Below are 16,181 nucleotides of genomic sequence, written 5' to 3' on the forward strand. Positions count from 1 at the left end.
GTTCAAAGCGCAGGTAAAAAAAAGGGCCACAATTCGTGGCCCTTTTTCGGAATGGTCAACGCTTACGCGTAGCCGTAGCTCATCAGACGCTGATAGCGACGGTTTTTCAAATCTTCAGTGCTCAGAACATCGAGATCGGCAAGATCGGCCAGCAGTTGTGCTTTCAGCGAAGCCGCCATCACTTCCGGGTTGCGATGCGCCCCACCCAGCGGTTCCGGGATGATGGAGTCAATCAGCTTCAGCTCTTTCAGTCGCGGAGCGATGATACCCATTGCTTCTGCAGCCAGCGGCGCTTTGTCCGCGCTTTTCCACAGAATGGACGCACAGCCTTCCGGGGAGATCACAGAATAGGTACTGTATTGCAGCATATTCACTTTGTCACCCACGCCAATCGCCAGCGCACCGCCGGATCCCCCTTCACCGATCACGGTGCAGATAACCGGCACGCTCAGACGTGACATTTCACGCAGGTTGCGGGCGATGGCTTCAGACTGACCGCGCTCTTCTGCACCGACGCCCGGATAGGCACCCGGCGTGTCGATAAAGGTAATGATCGGCATGTGGAAACGCTCGGCCATTTCCATCAGACGCAGCGCTTTACGATAGCCTTCCGGCGCCGGCATACCGAAGTTACGACGGATTTTTTCTTTTGTCTCGCGGCCTTTCTGGTGACCAATGATCATCACCGGACGACCATCCAGACGCGCGATGCCGCCAACGATAGCTTTATCGTCTGCATAAGCGCGATCGCCCGCCAGTTCGTCAAATTCATCAAACGCCAGGCGAACATAATCCAGGGTGTAAGGACGCTGCGGATGGCGTGCCAGTTGGGCAACCTGCCATGCGCCAAGATCGGCGAAGATTTTGCGCGTCAGCTCTACGCTCTTTTCACGCAGGCGATGCACTTCTTCATCGATGTTAATATCCAGTTTCTCGTCCTGACGGCTCACCGCAGTCAGAGAATCGATTTTTGCTTCCAGCTCTGCAATCGGCTGTTCAAAATCAAGGAAATTCAGACTCATAGTATTCCTGTATTAGTCAAACTCCAGTTCCACCTGCTCCGAACCAATGAGGCCACGGAGATCGTTTAGCAAACGATCGCTCGGAGAGACACGCCACGTCGCGCCAAAACGCAACCGCGCACGTGCATCCGCCCTCTGATAGTAGAGATGTACTGGAATTGTCCCCGAGCGGTGGGGTTCCAGAGACTGACGGAGTCGGTTTAAAAGCTGGTCATCAATTTGCCTGTCCGTCAGCGAGATAGCAAGCCCGCGAGCATATTTTTCCCGGGCTTCGTCAATATCCATCACTTCGCGGGCGGTCATTTTAAGCCCCCCGCTGAAGTCATCAAAGCTGACCTGTCCGCTGACGATAAGTATGCGGTCTTTTTCCAGCAATTGCTGGTATTTATCCAGGGCGTCGGTAAATAACATCACCTCCAGACGTCCGGAACGGTCATCCAGCGTACAGATGCCGATACGATTGCCGCGCTTGGTGACCATAACCCTTGCAGCAATCACGAGCCCCGCAGCCGTGGTCACTTTACCACGTTCTGTCGGATGCATGTCTTTCAGCCGGTAGCCTCCGACATAGCGCTCAATTTCTTTCAAATACTGATTGATAGGGTGACCCGTCAGGTATAACCCCAACGTCTCGCGTTCCCCGTCTAACACCACCTGTTCCGGCCACGGCTGGCAGTTGGCGTAGGACTGTTCTATTTGCTCCGGCTCTTCCGCCAGCACACCGAACATATCCGCCTGACCAATCGCTTCTGCTTTCGCGTGCTGGTCGGCGGCTTTCAGCGCATCGCCCAGCGAGTTCATCAGCGCAGCGCGATGCGGCCCCAGCCGGTCGAACGCCCCGGACATGATCAGTTTTTCCAGCACCCGCCGATTGAGCTTTTTGGTATCGGTGCGCGCGCAAAGATCGAACAACTCACGGAAGTAGCCGCCGTTGTTACGCGCCTCGATGATCGCCTCGATCGGACCTTCACCCACGCCTTTGATCGCGCCGATGCCATAGACAATCTCGCCATCATCGTTGACGTGGAAGTGATACAGCCCGGAGTTGATATCCGGTGGCAGGATCTTCAGCCCCATGCGCCAGCATTCGTCCACCAGTCCCACCACCTTCTCGGTGTTGTCCATATCGGCGGTCATCACCGCCGCCATAAACTCAGCAGGATAGTGCGCTTTCAACCACAGCGTCTGGTAAGAGACCAGCGCGTAAGCGGCAGAGTGCGATTTGTTAAATCCATACCCGGCGAATTTCTCCACCAGGTCGAAAATTTTCATTGCCAGTTCGCCGTCAACGCCGTTCTTTTTCGCCCCTTCTTCGAAGGTGCCGCGCTGCTTGGCCATCTCTTCCGGCTTTTTCTTACCCATCGCACGACGCAGCATGTCCGCGCCGCCAAGAGTATAGCCAGAGAGCACCTGGGCAATCTGCATGACCTGTTCCTGATACAGGATGATGCCGTAGGTCGGTTCCAGTACTGGTTTCAGGCTTTCGTGTTGCCACTGCACATCCGGATAGGAAATCTCTTCACGCCCGTGCTTACGGTCGATGAAGTTATCTACCATCCCGGACTGCAACGGCCCAGGGCGGAACAGCGCCACCAGTGCGATCATATCTTCGAAGCAGTCAGGCTGCAGACGTTTAATCAGGTCTTTCATGCCGCGGGATTCAAGCTGGAAGACCGCGGTGGTTTCCGAGCGTTGCAGCATGTCGAAGCTTTTCTTGTCGTCCAGCGGGATAGCGGCAATATCCAGCGGCGGCTCGCCGTTCTTCTCGCGGCGGGCGTTGATCATCTCCAGCGCCCAGTTGATGATAGTCAGCGTACGCAGGCCGAGGAAGTCGAACTTCACGAGGCCGGCATATTCCACGTCGTTTTTATCAAACTGAGTAACCGGGTGCAGCCCCTGTTCATCACAGTACAGCGGCGCGAAATCGGTGATTTTCGTCGGGGCGATAACCACACCACCAGCGTGTTTACCGGCGTTACGGGTCACGCCTTCCAGCTTACGCGCCATGTCGATCAGCGCTTTAACTTCTTCATCTGCCTCATAAATTTCTGGCAGTTGCGGTTCTGCTTCGAAGGCTTTCGCCAGCGTCATCCCTGGGTCAGGCGGCACCAGCTTCGAAATCCTGTCGACAAAACCGTACGGATGGCCCAGTACACGGCCAACGTCGCGGATCACCGCTTTCGCCGCCATCGTACCGAAAGTAATAATCTGCGATACCGCATCACGACCGTACATGTCCGCAACGTGTTCGATCACCTGGTCGCGTTTCTCCATACAGAAGTCAACGTCGAAGTCAGGCATGGAGACACGCTCCGGGTTAAGGAAACGTTCGAACAGCAGGTCAAACTCCAGCGGATCAAGGTCGGTGATTTTCAGCGCATAGGCCACCAACGATCCCGCACCGGAACCACGGCCCGGGCCTACCGGCACGCCGTTGTCTTTCGACCACTGGATAAATTCCATTACGATGAGGAAGTAGCCCGGGAACCCCATCTGGTTGATGACCTGTAGCTCGATATCCAGACGTTCATCGTATGGCGGACGTTTCTCTTTCCGCTCAGCTTCATCCGGGAACAGAAAGGCCAGACGCTCTTCCAGCCCCTCTTTCGACTTCTGGACCAGGAAATCTTCCGTGGTCATATCGCCGGTCGGGAACTGCGGCAGGAAGTACTCACCCAGACGCACCGTGACGTTGCAGCGTTTTGCTATTTCGACCGTGTTTTCCAGCGCTTCCGGAATATCGGAGAAGAGTTCGCACATCTCCTCTTCCGAACGCATATATTGCTGCGGCGAGTAGTTACGCGGACGTTTGGGATCGTCGAGGGTAAAGCCATCGTGAATAGCAACGCGAATTTCATGCGCGTCAAAGTCTTCACTATTGATGAAGCGCACGTCGTTGGTGGCGACCACCGGCAAACCGCGTGCTTCCGCCAGCTCAACGGCCGCGTGCAGATAATTTTCTTCATCGGGTCTGCCGGTCCGGATCAGCTCAAGGAAATAACGATCCGGGAAGTGTTCTTCATAGAAAGCGACACACTCTTCGACCAGCGCGCTGTTGCCGCGCAGAAGACTGCGCCCGACGTCACCCATGCGCCCGCCAGACAGCAGGATCAACCCTTCTTTCAGTTCGATCAGCCAGTCACGGTCGATAATCGGTCCCGCCGCGCCGTAACCACGCTGATAAGCTCTGGAGATCAGCAGGGTGAGATTTTGATAACCGGTGTTATTCGCGGCGAGCACCGTCAGATGCGTGAGTTCATCACCCATCAGCTCGCTCTGAACATGGAAATCAGCGCCAACAATGGGTTTAATCCCGGCGCCATGACCCGCTCCGTAGAACTTCACCAGACCACAGAGGTTAGTAAAATCGGTGATCGCCAGCGCAGGCATGCCCAACGCGGCCGCCTTTTTCACCAGCGGTCCGGTTTTCGCCAGCCCATCGATCATGGAGTAGTCGCTGTGCACCCGCAGGTGGACGAAACGAGGTTCAGACATCTTCAGATTCCTTCAACACAAGAATCAGGACGCGAGTCCCAGTGCGCGTTTAACGGGAGCAAAACTGCGTCGGTGATGCTCCGTTGCGCCATGTTCAGCCAGTTTTTCCAGATGGAAAGCGGTTGGATACCCTTTGTGCTGGGCAAAACCATATTGCGGGAAAACGCTATCCAGCGCGGCCATTTCGGCATCACGCGTGACTTTAGCAAGAATCGACGCGGCGCTAATTTCTGCCACCCGACTGTCGCCCTTCACCACCGCCAGGGACGGCACAGGCAATGCCGGGCAGCGATTACCGTCGATCAGCACATATTCCGGCGCAATATGTAACCCCGCCACCGCTCGCTGCATCGCCAGCATCGTGGCATGAAGAATATTCAGCTCATCGATCTCGTGCGGTTCTGCACGACCCAGGCTCCAGCTCAACGCTTTTTCTTTGATTTCGTCATACAGCGCCAGACGGCGCTTTTCAGATAATTTTTTGGAATCGTTTAGACCTACAATCGGGCGCGCCGGGTCAAGGATCACGGCAGCGGTGACGACCGCACCGACCAACGGACCGCGTCCGACTTCATCCACACCCGCCACTAAATGCGCGTGCGGATAAACAAATTCGATCATCGTGCTAACTCCAGGACCGCATCCGCCGCCTGCTCATCGGCGTTACAGCGGATCTGCTGATGCAGTTCGCGGAAAGTATCGTGCATCGCATGGCTGGTTTTACCGTTCGCCAGCAAGGGGAGAAGCGCCTCAGCCAGCTTTTGCGGCTCGCACTCTTCCTGCAATAGCTCTTTCACCAGTTCCCTTCCCGCCAGCAGGTTTGGCAGCGAGACATAATCGGTCTTCACCAGTCGCTTCGCCAGCCAGAACGTAAAGGGCTTCATGCGATATCCCACCACCATCGGGCATTTCGCCAGCATACACTCGAGCGCAGCGGTACCGGATGCCAGCAGCGCGGCATCACTGGCAACCATTGCTTCACGCCCCATCCCATCCAGCATGTGGACGGAAAGCTCCGGTGCAACCTCTGCTTTGATCTGCTCGAACTGCTCACGCCGTTTAGCGTTGACCAGCGGCACCACCACTTCAAGATCGGGGTAGCTCTGGCGCAACAGTTGGGCCGTTTTCAGGAAGTCGGCGCTGAGCATTTCTACTTCCGCACCGCGACTGCCGGGTAATAATGCCAGGCAGTGCGCATCATGGGGGATTCCCAGCACATCGCGTGCCGCATTTTTATCTGGATCCAGCGGCATCGCGTCCGCCATCGTGTGACCGATAAAACGGCACGGTACGTTGTACTTGTCGTAAAACGCTTTTTCGAAAGGCAGAAAAGCCAGAACCATGTTGGTCGATCTGCCTATTTTGAAAACACGTTTCTGTCGCCACGCCCAGACGGACGGACTGACGTAATGAATCGTTTTGATACCCTGTTTTTTCAGATTCCCTTCGAGGGTGATATTGAAATCGGGTGCATCAATGCCGACAAAGACATCGGGCTGTAACTCGGTAAATCGACGGGTCAGATCGGCGCGGATATGCAGCAGACGACGCAGGCGCCCAAGCACTTCCACAATGCCCATCACCGCCAGTTCTTCCATCTCATACCAGGCTTCACAGCCTTCGGCCTGCATGCGCGGGCCGGCAACGCCGACGAAACGCGCGTCGGGTACGCGCGCTTTCAGCGCCCGGATTAAGCCGGCACCAAGAATATCGCCGGAAGTTTCTCCGGCGACCAGGGCTATCGTTAAGGGGCGCTGTTCTGCCATTAACGAATCAGACCGCGCGTTGAGCGGGCAAAGAAATCGCTGAACGCCTGTACTTCCGGATACTGCTTCGCCAGCTCGGCGATTTCCGGTTTTACTTCTTCCAGCGTTTTGCCGCTACGGTACAACGCTTTGTAAGCATTGCGGATGGCGGTGATCGCCTCGCGGGTAAAGCCGCGACGCTTCAACCCTTCGATGTTGACGCCAAATGGCGTCGCGTGGTTGCCCTGAGCAATAACGTACGGCGGAACGTCCTGAGCAACGCCAGAACAGCCACCGACCATCACGTGTGCACCGATAATGCAGAACTGATGCACGGCGGTCATGCCGCCAATGATGACGTAATCATCCAGCGAGACGTGACCTGCAAGTGTGGCGTTATTCGCCAGAATACAGCGATCCCCTATTGTGCAATCGTGCGCCACATGGGCATTGATCATCAGTAAGTTATCGCTGCCCACCTTCGTCAATCCACCGCCTTGCACTGTGCCACGATGAATGGTAACGCTTTCGCGAATGCGGTTACGATCGCCAATTTCCACTCGGGTTGGTTCACCAGCATATTTCAGATCCTGGTTCACTTCGCCGATGGAGGCGAACTGATATATCTCGTTATCGCGGCCAATTTTAGTATGACCATTCACGACAACGTGAGACTTCAGTACGGTACCCTCACCAATTTCAACATGGGGTCCAACAAGGCAAAAAGGACCAATGTGAACGTTAGCGCCGAGTGAGGCACCCTCTTCCACAATGGCGGTTGGATGAATAAAGGCGGATTTATCAATCACGTATCAGGCCTCCCGGCTACGAGCGCACATCATCGTTGCTTCGCAAACTACTTTACCGTCAACCAGCGCAACCCCTTTAAAGCGGGTCAGGCCACGGCGCGTTTTCTCGAAAGTGACTTCCATGATCATCTGATCGCCTGGCACAACGGGACGCTTAAAGCGTGCTTCATCGATACCCGCGAAATAATAGAGTTCTCCTGGCTCCAGTTTTCCTACGCTTTTAAACGCAAGAATACCGGTAGCCTGTGCCATTGCTTCCAGAATCAGCACGCCAGGGAAAATCGGTTTACCCGGGAAATGCCCCTGGAAAAACGGCTCGTTAACGGAGACATTTTTCACTGCGCGCAGAAAACGACCTTCTTCAAAGTCCAGCACACGGTCAACCAGTAAAAACGGAAAACGGTGCGGCAGAAGTTCTAAAATCTCTTCAATATGCAGAGTATGAGTGTTAGTAGTCAAAATACTCTTCCTGTCCAAATATGCTAAAAGCCAATAATAACACGGCCTGCCGCAATCGTATGAATGCCGACAGGCCGTAAAGTATGTGTGACCGGGTGAGCGTTTAGTCTTGTTGATTAACCTTGCGCTCAATGGCTTTGAGGCGCTTGCTCATATCATCAATGTTCATCACCAGCGCGGCTGTCTTACGCCATACTTTGTTAGGTTGCAGCGGAATGCCTGAGGAATAGACGCCAGGTTCAGTGATGGGACGCATCACCATCCCCATGCCCGTCACGGTAACCTTGTCGCATATTTCCATATGCCCGTTGATTACGCTGGCACCACCGATCATGCAGTAACGGCCAATCTTCAGGCTGCCCGCCATGATGACACCCCCGGCAACTGCCGTATTGTCGCCAATCACAACGTTATGTGCAATCTGACACTGGTTATCAATGATAACCCCATTGCCGATCACAGTGTCATCCAGTGCACCACGGTCAATGGTAGTACAAGCGCCGATCTCCACGCGATCGCCAATAATGACGCGACCTAACTGCGGGATCTTCACCCAATTACCACGGTCGTTGGCATAGCCAAAACCATCAGCACCAATGACCGTACTGGACTGGATCAGGCAATTCTCACCGATCTGAATGTCGTGGTAAACCGATACATTCGCCCACAGGCGCGAACCGGCCCCAATTTTCGTATTTTTCCCGACGAAGCAGCCCGCCCCGATAACTACGTTATCGCCAAGCTCCACGCCAGATTCAATCACCGCATTCGCGCCGATCGAAACATTGCTACCCAGCGTTGCCGTCGCATCAACCACTGCACTCGGTGCAATGTTCTGTGCCGGCTGCGGCGTGGTATCTAAAATTTGCGCCATTCGCGCGTACGTCAGGTAGGGGTTCTTCACTACCAGTGCAGCACTCTTAGCAAAAGGAAGATCGTCCTGCGTCATGACAACGGCAGACGCCTGGCATAGGGCCAGGTGCTCACGGTATTTCGGATTCACCATGAACGTGATGTGACCCGTTTGCGCAGATTGCATGGACGCAACGCCGGTGATGACGAGATCGCCATCACCGTGTAATTCTGCATCCAACTGCTCTGCTAAATCAGCCAGTCGAATTGAAGGCATTACTTATTTAACCTGTTTCAGTACGTCAGCGGTGATGTCTTTTACATCGCTGCTGTTGTAAGCAACGGTGTTCGCGTCAACGACCAGATCGATGCTCTGGCTGCTGGCAACAGATTTCACAGCAGTCTGGATACGAGTAACCAGTTTGCCACGTTCTTCGTTGGAACGACGTGCACGATCCTGCTCAAAAGCCTGCGCTTTCTGAGAGAAGGTCTGGCGCTGAGCCATCACGTCTTTTTCCAGCTTAGTACGATCGCTGCCCGCTTTCATGGACTGCAGACGCTGCATTTTAGATTGCAGATCGGATTCCATACGCTGCAGTTCGCTCGCGCGGCCTTTAAACTCATTTTCCAACGTATTGGAAACACCGGTCTTCTGTGCAACCTGCTGGAACAGGCTACCCATGTTGACGATTGCAATTTTGTCAGCAGCCTGTGCAGACGTAACCATTGCTAAACCGAGACCTGCCGCTAATAACCACTTTTTCACAATAAACTCCTTACCATCCCATTTGCACCCGAAGGTACAGTTCTTTGCGTGGCCAGGCGATCCCATGCAAGATCGCCTAAAGTCATCGCTACACTACCATTACATTCCTTTGCGAAGAACAATTACCAGGTTTTACCAATGTTAAACTGGAACTGCTCTTTTTTGTCTCCATCGTAATCCTTAAACGGCTGGGCGTAGGAGAAGACCAACGGCCCCAATGGGGACATCCATTGTAATGCGATACCAGCAGACATACGGATATTGCTCGGATCACTGTAGTCCGGATAACCGGAATATGCACTTGAATCCCAGTTTGTATCCCAGACGGTACCCATATCCCAGAAGAACGAAGTACGAACCGAGTTAGCGTATTTATCACTGATGAACGGTGTTGGGGTAATGAATTCCAGGCTGGCGACAGCCATGGCGTTACCGCCCACTGCGTCATCCGATTTACACGGCGCTGACTGAGTACTCTCACATTCGTTATCGTAGTCGTTATCACCATCATGACGACTGCTGGACGGGAAATAGACCGCTTTCGGACCAATGGTGTTGGACTGGAAGCCACGCACGGTACTGGAACCACCGGCATAGAAGTTCTCATAGAACGGCATTTCTTTGCCGCCGAATCCATCACCGTAACCCCAACGGGTACGACCGAGAACCACCCACTTGTGATCGTCATCGATCGGTACGTAGGTCGCGGTATCCAGCGTCGCTTTGTAGAACTCGTTATCAGAGCCAGGAATTGTCACCTTACCATTCAGGTTGACGCGGGTCCCTTCCGTCGGAAAGAAGCCACGGTCAAGCTTGTTGTACGTCCAACCATAGTTGAAGGTGAAGTCGTTAGCGCTGTAAGAGTTGCGGTCATTCGAGTTATCCGGGTATTCACCTACGGAGTTCAAATAACGCCACATCGCGACCTGCGGCTGCATGTTGGACAGGGAGTTGTGTACATACCCTAAGCCAGCACGCAAGGTGTTGTATTCGTTGATCGGGAAGCCCAGCGTGACGTCTGTACCATAACTTTTGTTGGTATAGTCAGACAGATCCGCATCGTTCGCATCAAAGTCGTTATAGAAGACGCGGCCACCCAGGCTCACGCCATCAACGGTGAAGTACGGGTTGGTAACAGAGAGTTCGCTGTAGGTCTGGTAATCGTTCTTGGTACCGTTAATCCCCACCGCGTAGCCAGTACCCAGCCAGTTATCCTGCTGAACACCCGCCTGGAAGCTTACGCCGCTTTCCGTACCGTAACCGACACCGAAGTTGAAGCTACCTGTGTTACGCTCTTTCACCTTATAGACCACATCAACCTGGTCCGGGCTGCCCGGAACACGCTGCGTGTCGGTGTCGACCGTTTCAAAGTAACCCAGACGGTTCAGACGCTCTTTACCCTGATCAACCATATCGCTGCCCAGCCATGCCCCTTCCATCTGACGCATTTCGCGACGCAGGACGGCATCTTTGGACGTATCGTTACCTTCAAAACGGATCTTACGCACGTAGAAACGGTTACCCGCATCGACGTTTACGCGTAGCTTAACCGTTTTGTCAGTATCATTGATTTCAGGTTGCGATTGAACGCGTGGATAAGCATAGCCATAGCGACCCAGAAGCTTCTTAATATCATCTTCCATTTTGGTCACTTTGGTGCCGTTATAGAGTTCACCCGGCTCAATTTTCGTCAGGCTTTCGATCTCAGCAGAGTGCCCCGCCAGGTTGCCCGTTACCTGAACGCCAGAAAGCTTATACTGCTCGCCTTCCGTGATGTTCACAGTAATGTAGATCCCTTTCTTATCCGGGGTCAGGCTGACCTGCGTTGAGTCAATGTTGAAACGTGCGTAACCGCGATCCAGATAGTAGCTGCGCAGGGTTTCAAGGTCACCCGCCAGTTTCTGCTTCTGGTATTTGCGATCGCCAACGACGTTCCACCACGGAACTTCATCACGCAACTGGAAGTGAGAGATCAGTTCATCCGTGCTGAAGGCATGGTTACCAACGATGTTGATCTGCTGGATCTTCGCCGATACCCCTTCCTGGAACACCAGTTTAAGGTCAACACGGTTGCGCGGCAGTGGTGTGACAACCGCTTTCACACTGGCACTGTATTTACCGACGCTGTAGTAGAAGTCTTCCAGACCTTTCTCGATATCGGCAATGGTGGTGCGATCCAGAGATTCGCCAACACGCACGCCAGAAGCCTCGAGGTTTTGCTTCAGCATGTCATCTTTCACCGATTTGTTACCGGAGAAGGTGATGCTGGCAATCGTCGGACGCTCTTTTACCTGAACCAGAAGCGTATCGCCATCGCGAAGGACACGAACATCCTCAAAGTTGCCAGTGGCAAACAGTGCGCGAATGGTATTACTGATATCTTCATCATTAACCGTGTCGCCTGTGCGCACCGGCATACTGAGGAGGGCCGCACCAACGGCGACACGCTGCAGGCCTTCGAAATGAATGTCCTTCACTACGAACCCTTCAGCACCGTATACGGTCGCGCTGCTAAACAGCAGCGACGCTATGAGCAACTTTTTCATCGCCATCGTTATTATGCGTTCTTCCTAACTAACTCTCTTACAACCGAGAGAAATCATTGAAAAGTGCAAGCCCCATTAACAGCACCAGCAAAATCGAGCCAATGCGATAACTAAAGTCTTGAACCCGCTCGGATACCGGTCCGCCCTTAAGCTTTTCAATCGCCAGGAACAGCAGATGCCCCCCGTCAAGAACGGGCAACGGAAACAGGTTGATTATCCCTAAGTTCACGCTAATCAGCGCAAGGAACATCAGATAATAAATCACCCCAAACTCCGCTGACATCCCAGCCCCCTGAGCGATAGAAATCGGCCCACTGAGGTTGTTCAGTTTCACATCACCGGTTATCAATTTTCCCAGCATACTGACCGTCAGTTTCATCAACTGCCACGTTTTATCCGTGGCCTGTGCAATGGCGCTGAACGGCCCATACTGGCGTACTGTCTTGTACTCATCCGGCAGAGGAATGATTTTCGGCACAACGCCGGCAAAACCTTCTGCCTTCCCATTACCCGATTTTGAATCCGGAATTAATGTCAAAGACAAGGCACTCCCCTGCCTTTCAATCTCCAGCGCTAACGGCTGACCTGGATTATCGCGCACCAGGGTCACGAACGTCATCCATTGCGTTAGCGGTTGACCATCGACTTTAACGATCCTGTCGCCTGCTTGCAAACCCGCCTTACTTGCGGCGGATTGCGCCTGGACTTCCGACAGCACCGGTTCAATCTGCGGTCCGCGTGGTCGAATCCCTAAAGAAGATACAGGATCTTCCTTATCAGGCTCAAATGCCCACTGCCGCAAATCCAGCGTTTTTTCCTGTCGCTGGTTGCTGCCGAAAGGCGCCACGCTGATTGTCGTCTGTTCATCGCCAATTTTTGCGACCAACTGTAAACGCACTGCATCCCAATCAGGGGTTTCGATGCCATCAACGGCTTTAAGTTCCGTGCCTGGAATAATTTGCGCCTGGGCGGCAATCGAGTTGGGCATAATTTCACCAACAACCGGACGAACACCAGGAACACCGATGATAAACACCAGCCAGTAAGCAAAGATGGCAAAGAGGAAATTGGCAACCGGACCGGCTGCAATGATCGCTGCACGTTGGCCGACGGTTTTATTGTTGAAAGCGTGGTGACGCAGCTCCGGGATCACCGGTTCCGCGCGTTCATCCAGCATTTTGACATAGCCGCCCAGCGGGATCAGGGCGATGACGTATTCGGTTCCGGACCGATCGGTACGGCGCCAGAGCGCTTTACCAAATCCAATAGAAAAGCGCTCGACACGGACACCGCAGCGCCGGGCAACCCAGAAATGACCAAATTCATGCACGGTGATCAGCACACCCAGTGCGACAATGAATGCAGCCAGATTCCAGAGAATACTCAGCATAAAACCTTCCGTTAAAGCGTTTTGAATACCAGTAACAACAGGCAAGCAAAGACCGGTACTGCCGCCGTCAGGCTATCAATACGGTCCAGAATACCACCGTGTCCTGGAATCAAATGACCGCTGTCTTTAATTCCCGCTTCACGCTTAAACATGCTCTCGGTCAGATCGCCCAGCACGGAGGCCAGCGCGGCGACAATAGAGCAGATTAATAAAGTCACGGGCGCGACATCCAGGTTCGCCCACATGCCATAACCCCAGGAGATGACTGCAGCCGTGGTGAGGCCACCAAAAAAGCCTTGCCAGGTTTTCCCCGGCGACACTTTAGGTGCCAGTTTATGTTTGCCAAACAGTTTGCCAAACATATACGCCCCGGAGTCAGCGCCCCAGACCAGGATCATGACATAGAGCAGCCATATTGCGCCACTGTAATGATTCTCGTCGTAGTGCCAGGCACGCAGCGCCAACATTCCCCAGAAGAAGGGAACGATCGTGAGCACGCCAAAAATGATGCGTAATGTCTTCGAATTACGCCAAATCGTCGCAGAACCGGGGTAAAAAAACACCAGCACTAACGCAACGATCCACCAGCCCAAGGATGCCCACAGCGAGGCCTCGACCAGCGGTTGGTGAATATTATGATGATATTCCGGCAGCAGAAACAGCATCAGTGCGAGCAACAGCCCGCACAGCACCGCCAGCCAGACGCGTTGCGTGCGTGTGGCAAAACCGCTTAACTGTCCCCATTCCCACGCGGCCAGCATACAAACAACCAGCGTCACAATAGCGAACCCCACCGGCGGCAGCAAAAACAGTGCCGCGATGACCACGGGTATTAAAACAAAAGCAGAAATCAGGCGATACTTCAGCAAAAGCGACCCCCATCAGGCTTTATCATCACCGGGCTCGGTGCCGCCGAAACGACGCTCTCGATTAGCAAAGGCATGCAGCGCACCTTCAAAGTCTTGTTCATCGAAATCGGGCCAGAGAACATCTGTAAAGTAAAGTTCGGCATAGGCAATTTGCCAAAGCAAAAAGTTACTTATTCGGTGCTCTCCCCCAGTCCTAATTACTAAATCCACCGGAGCCAGCTCATGCATACAGATTTGTTGATTGAGTATGTCTTCATCAATCTGATCAGGACGCAGTAAACCTTCCTGCACCTGTTCTGCCAGTTGTCTGACTCCCTGGACAATATCCCAACGTCCGCCGTAATTCGCCGCAATATTCAGCGTCAACCCGGTATTCTGGGCGGTAAGCGCTTCAGACTTACGAATACGTTCCTGCAAACGCGCGTTAAATCGACTGGTGTCGCCAATAATACGCAGGCGGACGTTATGGCGATGCAGGCTTTTCACTTCGCTATCAAGCGCCCACACAAATAACTCCATTAACGCACTCACTTCCTGCGCCGGTCGGTTCCAGTTTTCACTACTAAAGGCATACAGCGTTAACGCATCAATACCATTGTTGGCAGCAAAAGAGACGGCTCGGCGGACGGATTTCGCTCCGGCCTTATGCCCAAATGCGCGAATCTTCCCTTGCTTTTTCGCCCAGCGACCATTGCCATCCATAATGATCGCGACATGACGACAGCCATGTGCAGGCAAATTTTCGCTTACTGGTTGAGTTGCAGACAACATAACGCGTTTATAGTCCCTGAAAGGATTTAGCGGTACTCAGGAATACTGAAGCCTTTACACAAAAAAGCCGTGTCAAACCACGGCTTACCTGACCGAAAAAAGCCAAATACCTGCGATCAGGTGGCGCAGACTATATCACTGAAGCACAACGCTAACAAATAGCACGATCTCCTGTAGGAGGATTATCCTCAGCTTGCGAGTCGCATCACTTGTTTTCTGGCGACTTCTCGCGCAATCGCATCCACCCTCAGAACGTCATCAACGCTCTGGGGTTCCTCCAGGTCCATCTGCTCCAGCACGGCTAAATTGAGATCGGCAATATCGGTAAAGCGTATTTCTTCAGCAAGAAATGCAGCAACGACAACTTCATTAGCTGCATTTAGCGCGGTTGTGGCAGCTTGCCCCTGCTCAAACGCCTCCATCGCCAGTTTCAGGCATGGATAACGTTGGTAATCCGGCGCGCTGAACGTCAACGCGCTGAGTTTGCAGAAATCGAGCGGCTTCACGCCGGAGGTTACGCGATTCGGCCAGGCCATCGTATGTGCGATAGGCGTGCGCATGTCTGGCTCACCCAGTTGCGCCAGAACGCTGCCGTCCTGATAACGCACCATCGAGTGAATCACCGACTGCGGGTGAATCAACACTTCCATCTGGCGGGCACTGGCGTTAAACAACCAACGCGCTTCAATGTATTCCAGACCTTTATTCATCATAGTGGCTGAGTCGACGGAAATCTTACGTCCCATCGACCAGTTCGGATGGCGGCATGCCTGATCGGGCGTCATCGACACCAGTTCATGCAGCGGCGTTTCCCGGAACGGACCACCAGACCCGGTAAGCAAAACAGACATCACACCATTCTGCTCAAGGTCAGCGTATCCCAGATTGTGTTGAATGGGTTGGGGCATACTCTGAAAAATAGCGTTATGTTCGCTGTCTACCGGCAAAAGTTGGGCTTTACTGCGCTTCACGGCGTCCATGAACAGGCGTCCGCAGGTCACCAGAGATTCTTTGTTTGCCAGCAGAATCGTTTTTCCTGCGCGAATAGCGGCAAGTGTCGGCAGAAGACCCGCAGCGCCCACAATAGCAGCCATGACCTGATCGACCTCATCAAGCGCCGCCATATCACAGGCTGCCTGTTGTCCACTCAGGACTTCTGTCCGGCTACCCTGCTGTTTCAGCGAGGCATTGAGGAGGCGCGCGCTGGCGTCATCGTCCATCACGGCATAACGTGGAGAGAATTCCAGGCACTGCTCCACCATACGACTGACATTTTTACCTGCCACCAGCGCAATCACGCGAAAGTGCTCAGGGTTATGGCGCACCACGTCCAGCGTGCTGCAACCGATAGAGCCGGTCGAGCCCAGAATGGTTAATTGCTTCATCAAACATCCGAAAAAGAGACAGGATAAAAAGCAAAACGCCGCCAGCCGATCCTAAACGATCTTCTGAGCGGC

13 protein-coding genes are annotated in these 16,181 nt (G+C 53.6%); all 13 read right to left on the reverse strand.

The genetic code is table 11. The features are described from left to right. Window positions 1-62: 62 nt before the first annotated feature. The 13 genes from accA to ispC all read right to left on the reverse strand — a co-directional run bounded on the left by accA (window position 63) and on the right by ispC (window position 16,109). Window positions 63-1,022, reverse strand: coding sequence for an acetyl-CoA carboxylase carboxyl transferase subunit alpha (accA, locus tag I6L53_RS17505; RefSeq protein ID WP_042323668.1), 960 nt, complete (start codon window positions 1,020-1,022; stop codon window positions 63-65). A gap of 12 nt (window positions 1,023-1,034) precedes the next feature. Further along, window positions 1,035-4,517 (reverse strand): DNA polymerase III subunit alpha, encoded by a 3,483-nt coding sequence (dnaE, locus tag I6L53_RS17510; RefSeq protein ID WP_042323670.1) that lies wholly within the window; start codon window positions 4,515-4,517, stop codon window positions 1,035-1,037. Window positions 4,518-4,541: 24 nt separating this feature from the next. After that, window positions 4,542-5,138, reverse strand: coding sequence for a ribonuclease HII (gene rnhB / locus I6L53_RS17515; RefSeq protein ID WP_042323672.1), 597 nt, complete (start codon window positions 5,136-5,138; stop codon window positions 4,542-4,544). After that, window positions 5,135-6,283, reverse strand: coding sequence for a lipid-A-disaccharide synthase (gene lpxB / locus I6L53_RS17520; RefSeq protein WP_042323674.1), 1,149 nt, complete (start codon window positions 6,281-6,283; stop codon window positions 5,135-5,137). The genes rnhB and lpxB overlap by 4 nt, the downstream gene beginning before the upstream one ends. Beyond that, a complete protein-coding gene (gene lpxA / locus I6L53_RS17525) occupies window positions 6,283-7,071 on the reverse strand; it encodes an acyl-ACP--UDP-N-acetylglucosamine O-acyltransferase (protein ID WP_042323676.1) in 789 nt (262 codons plus the stop codon). The genes lpxB and lpxA overlap by 1 nt, the downstream gene beginning before the upstream one ends. 3 nt (window positions 7,072-7,074) lie before the next feature. Continuing rightward, window positions 7,075-7,530 carry a 3-hydroxyacyl-ACP dehydratase FabZ gene (gene fabZ, locus I6L53_RS17530; protein ID WP_003018528.1) on the reverse strand — a complete coding sequence of 152 codons (456 nt, stop codon included), beginning with the start codon at window positions 7,528-7,530 and terminating at the stop codon, window positions 7,075-7,077. Window positions 7,531-7,633: 103 nt separating this feature from the next. Then, on the reverse strand, window positions 7,634-8,659 hold the full coding sequence (gene lpxD / locus I6L53_RS17535) for a UDP-3-O-(3-hydroxymyristoyl)glucosamine N-acyltransferase (RefSeq protein ID WP_042323678.1): 1,026 nt from the start codon (window positions 8,657-8,659) through the stop codon (window positions 7,634-7,636). 3 nt (window positions 8,660-8,662) lie between these two features. Next, on the reverse strand, window positions 8,663-9,148 hold the full coding sequence (skp, locus tag I6L53_RS17540; RefSeq protein WP_042323679.1) for a molecular chaperone Skp: 486 nt from the start codon (window positions 9,146-9,148) through the stop codon (window positions 8,663-8,665). A 122-nt stretch (window positions 9,149-9,270) separates the two neighbouring features. After that, window positions 9,271-11,700: an outer membrane protein assembly factor BamA gene (gene bamA, locus I6L53_RS17545; RefSeq protein WP_042323681.1), complete on the reverse strand. Its 2,430-nt coding sequence runs from the start codon at window positions 11,698-11,700 to the stop codon at window positions 9,271-9,273. A gap of 31 nt (window positions 11,701-11,731) precedes the next feature. Beyond that, complete coding sequence (rseP, locus tag I6L53_RS17550; protein WP_042323683.1) at window positions 11,732-13,084, reverse strand: sigma E protease regulator RseP; 1,353 nt, start codon at window positions 13,082-13,084, stop codon at window positions 11,732-11,734. Between the two features lie 11 nt (window positions 13,085-13,095). After that, the gene (cdsA, locus tag I6L53_RS17555; protein WP_042323685.1) at window positions 13,096-13,953 is read right to left on the reverse strand and encodes a phosphatidate cytidylyltransferase; all 858 of its coding nucleotides are present in this window, start codon (window positions 13,951-13,953) and stop codon (window positions 13,096-13,098) included. A gap of 12 nt (window positions 13,954-13,965) precedes the next feature. Then, complete coding sequence (gene ispU, locus I6L53_RS17560) at window positions 13,966-14,724, reverse strand: (2E,6E)-farnesyl-diphosphate-specific ditrans,polycis-undecaprenyl-diphosphate synthase (protein WP_042323687.1); 759 nt, start codon at window positions 14,722-14,724, stop codon at window positions 13,966-13,968. 188 nt (window positions 14,725-14,912) lie between these two features. Then, window positions 14,913-16,109 (reverse strand): 1-deoxy-D-xylulose-5-phosphate reductoisomerase, encoded by a 1,197-nt coding sequence (gene ispC, locus I6L53_RS17565; RefSeq protein ID WP_042323690.1) that lies wholly within the window; start codon window positions 16,107-16,109, stop codon window positions 14,913-14,915. Between the last annotated feature and the right edge of the window lie 72 nt (window positions 16,110-16,181).

The organism is Citrobacter farmeri, from assembly GCF_019048065.1.
Taxonomy (GTDB): Bacteria; Pseudomonadota; Gammaproteobacteria; order Enterobacterales; family Enterobacteriaceae; genus Citrobacter_A; species Citrobacter_A farmeri.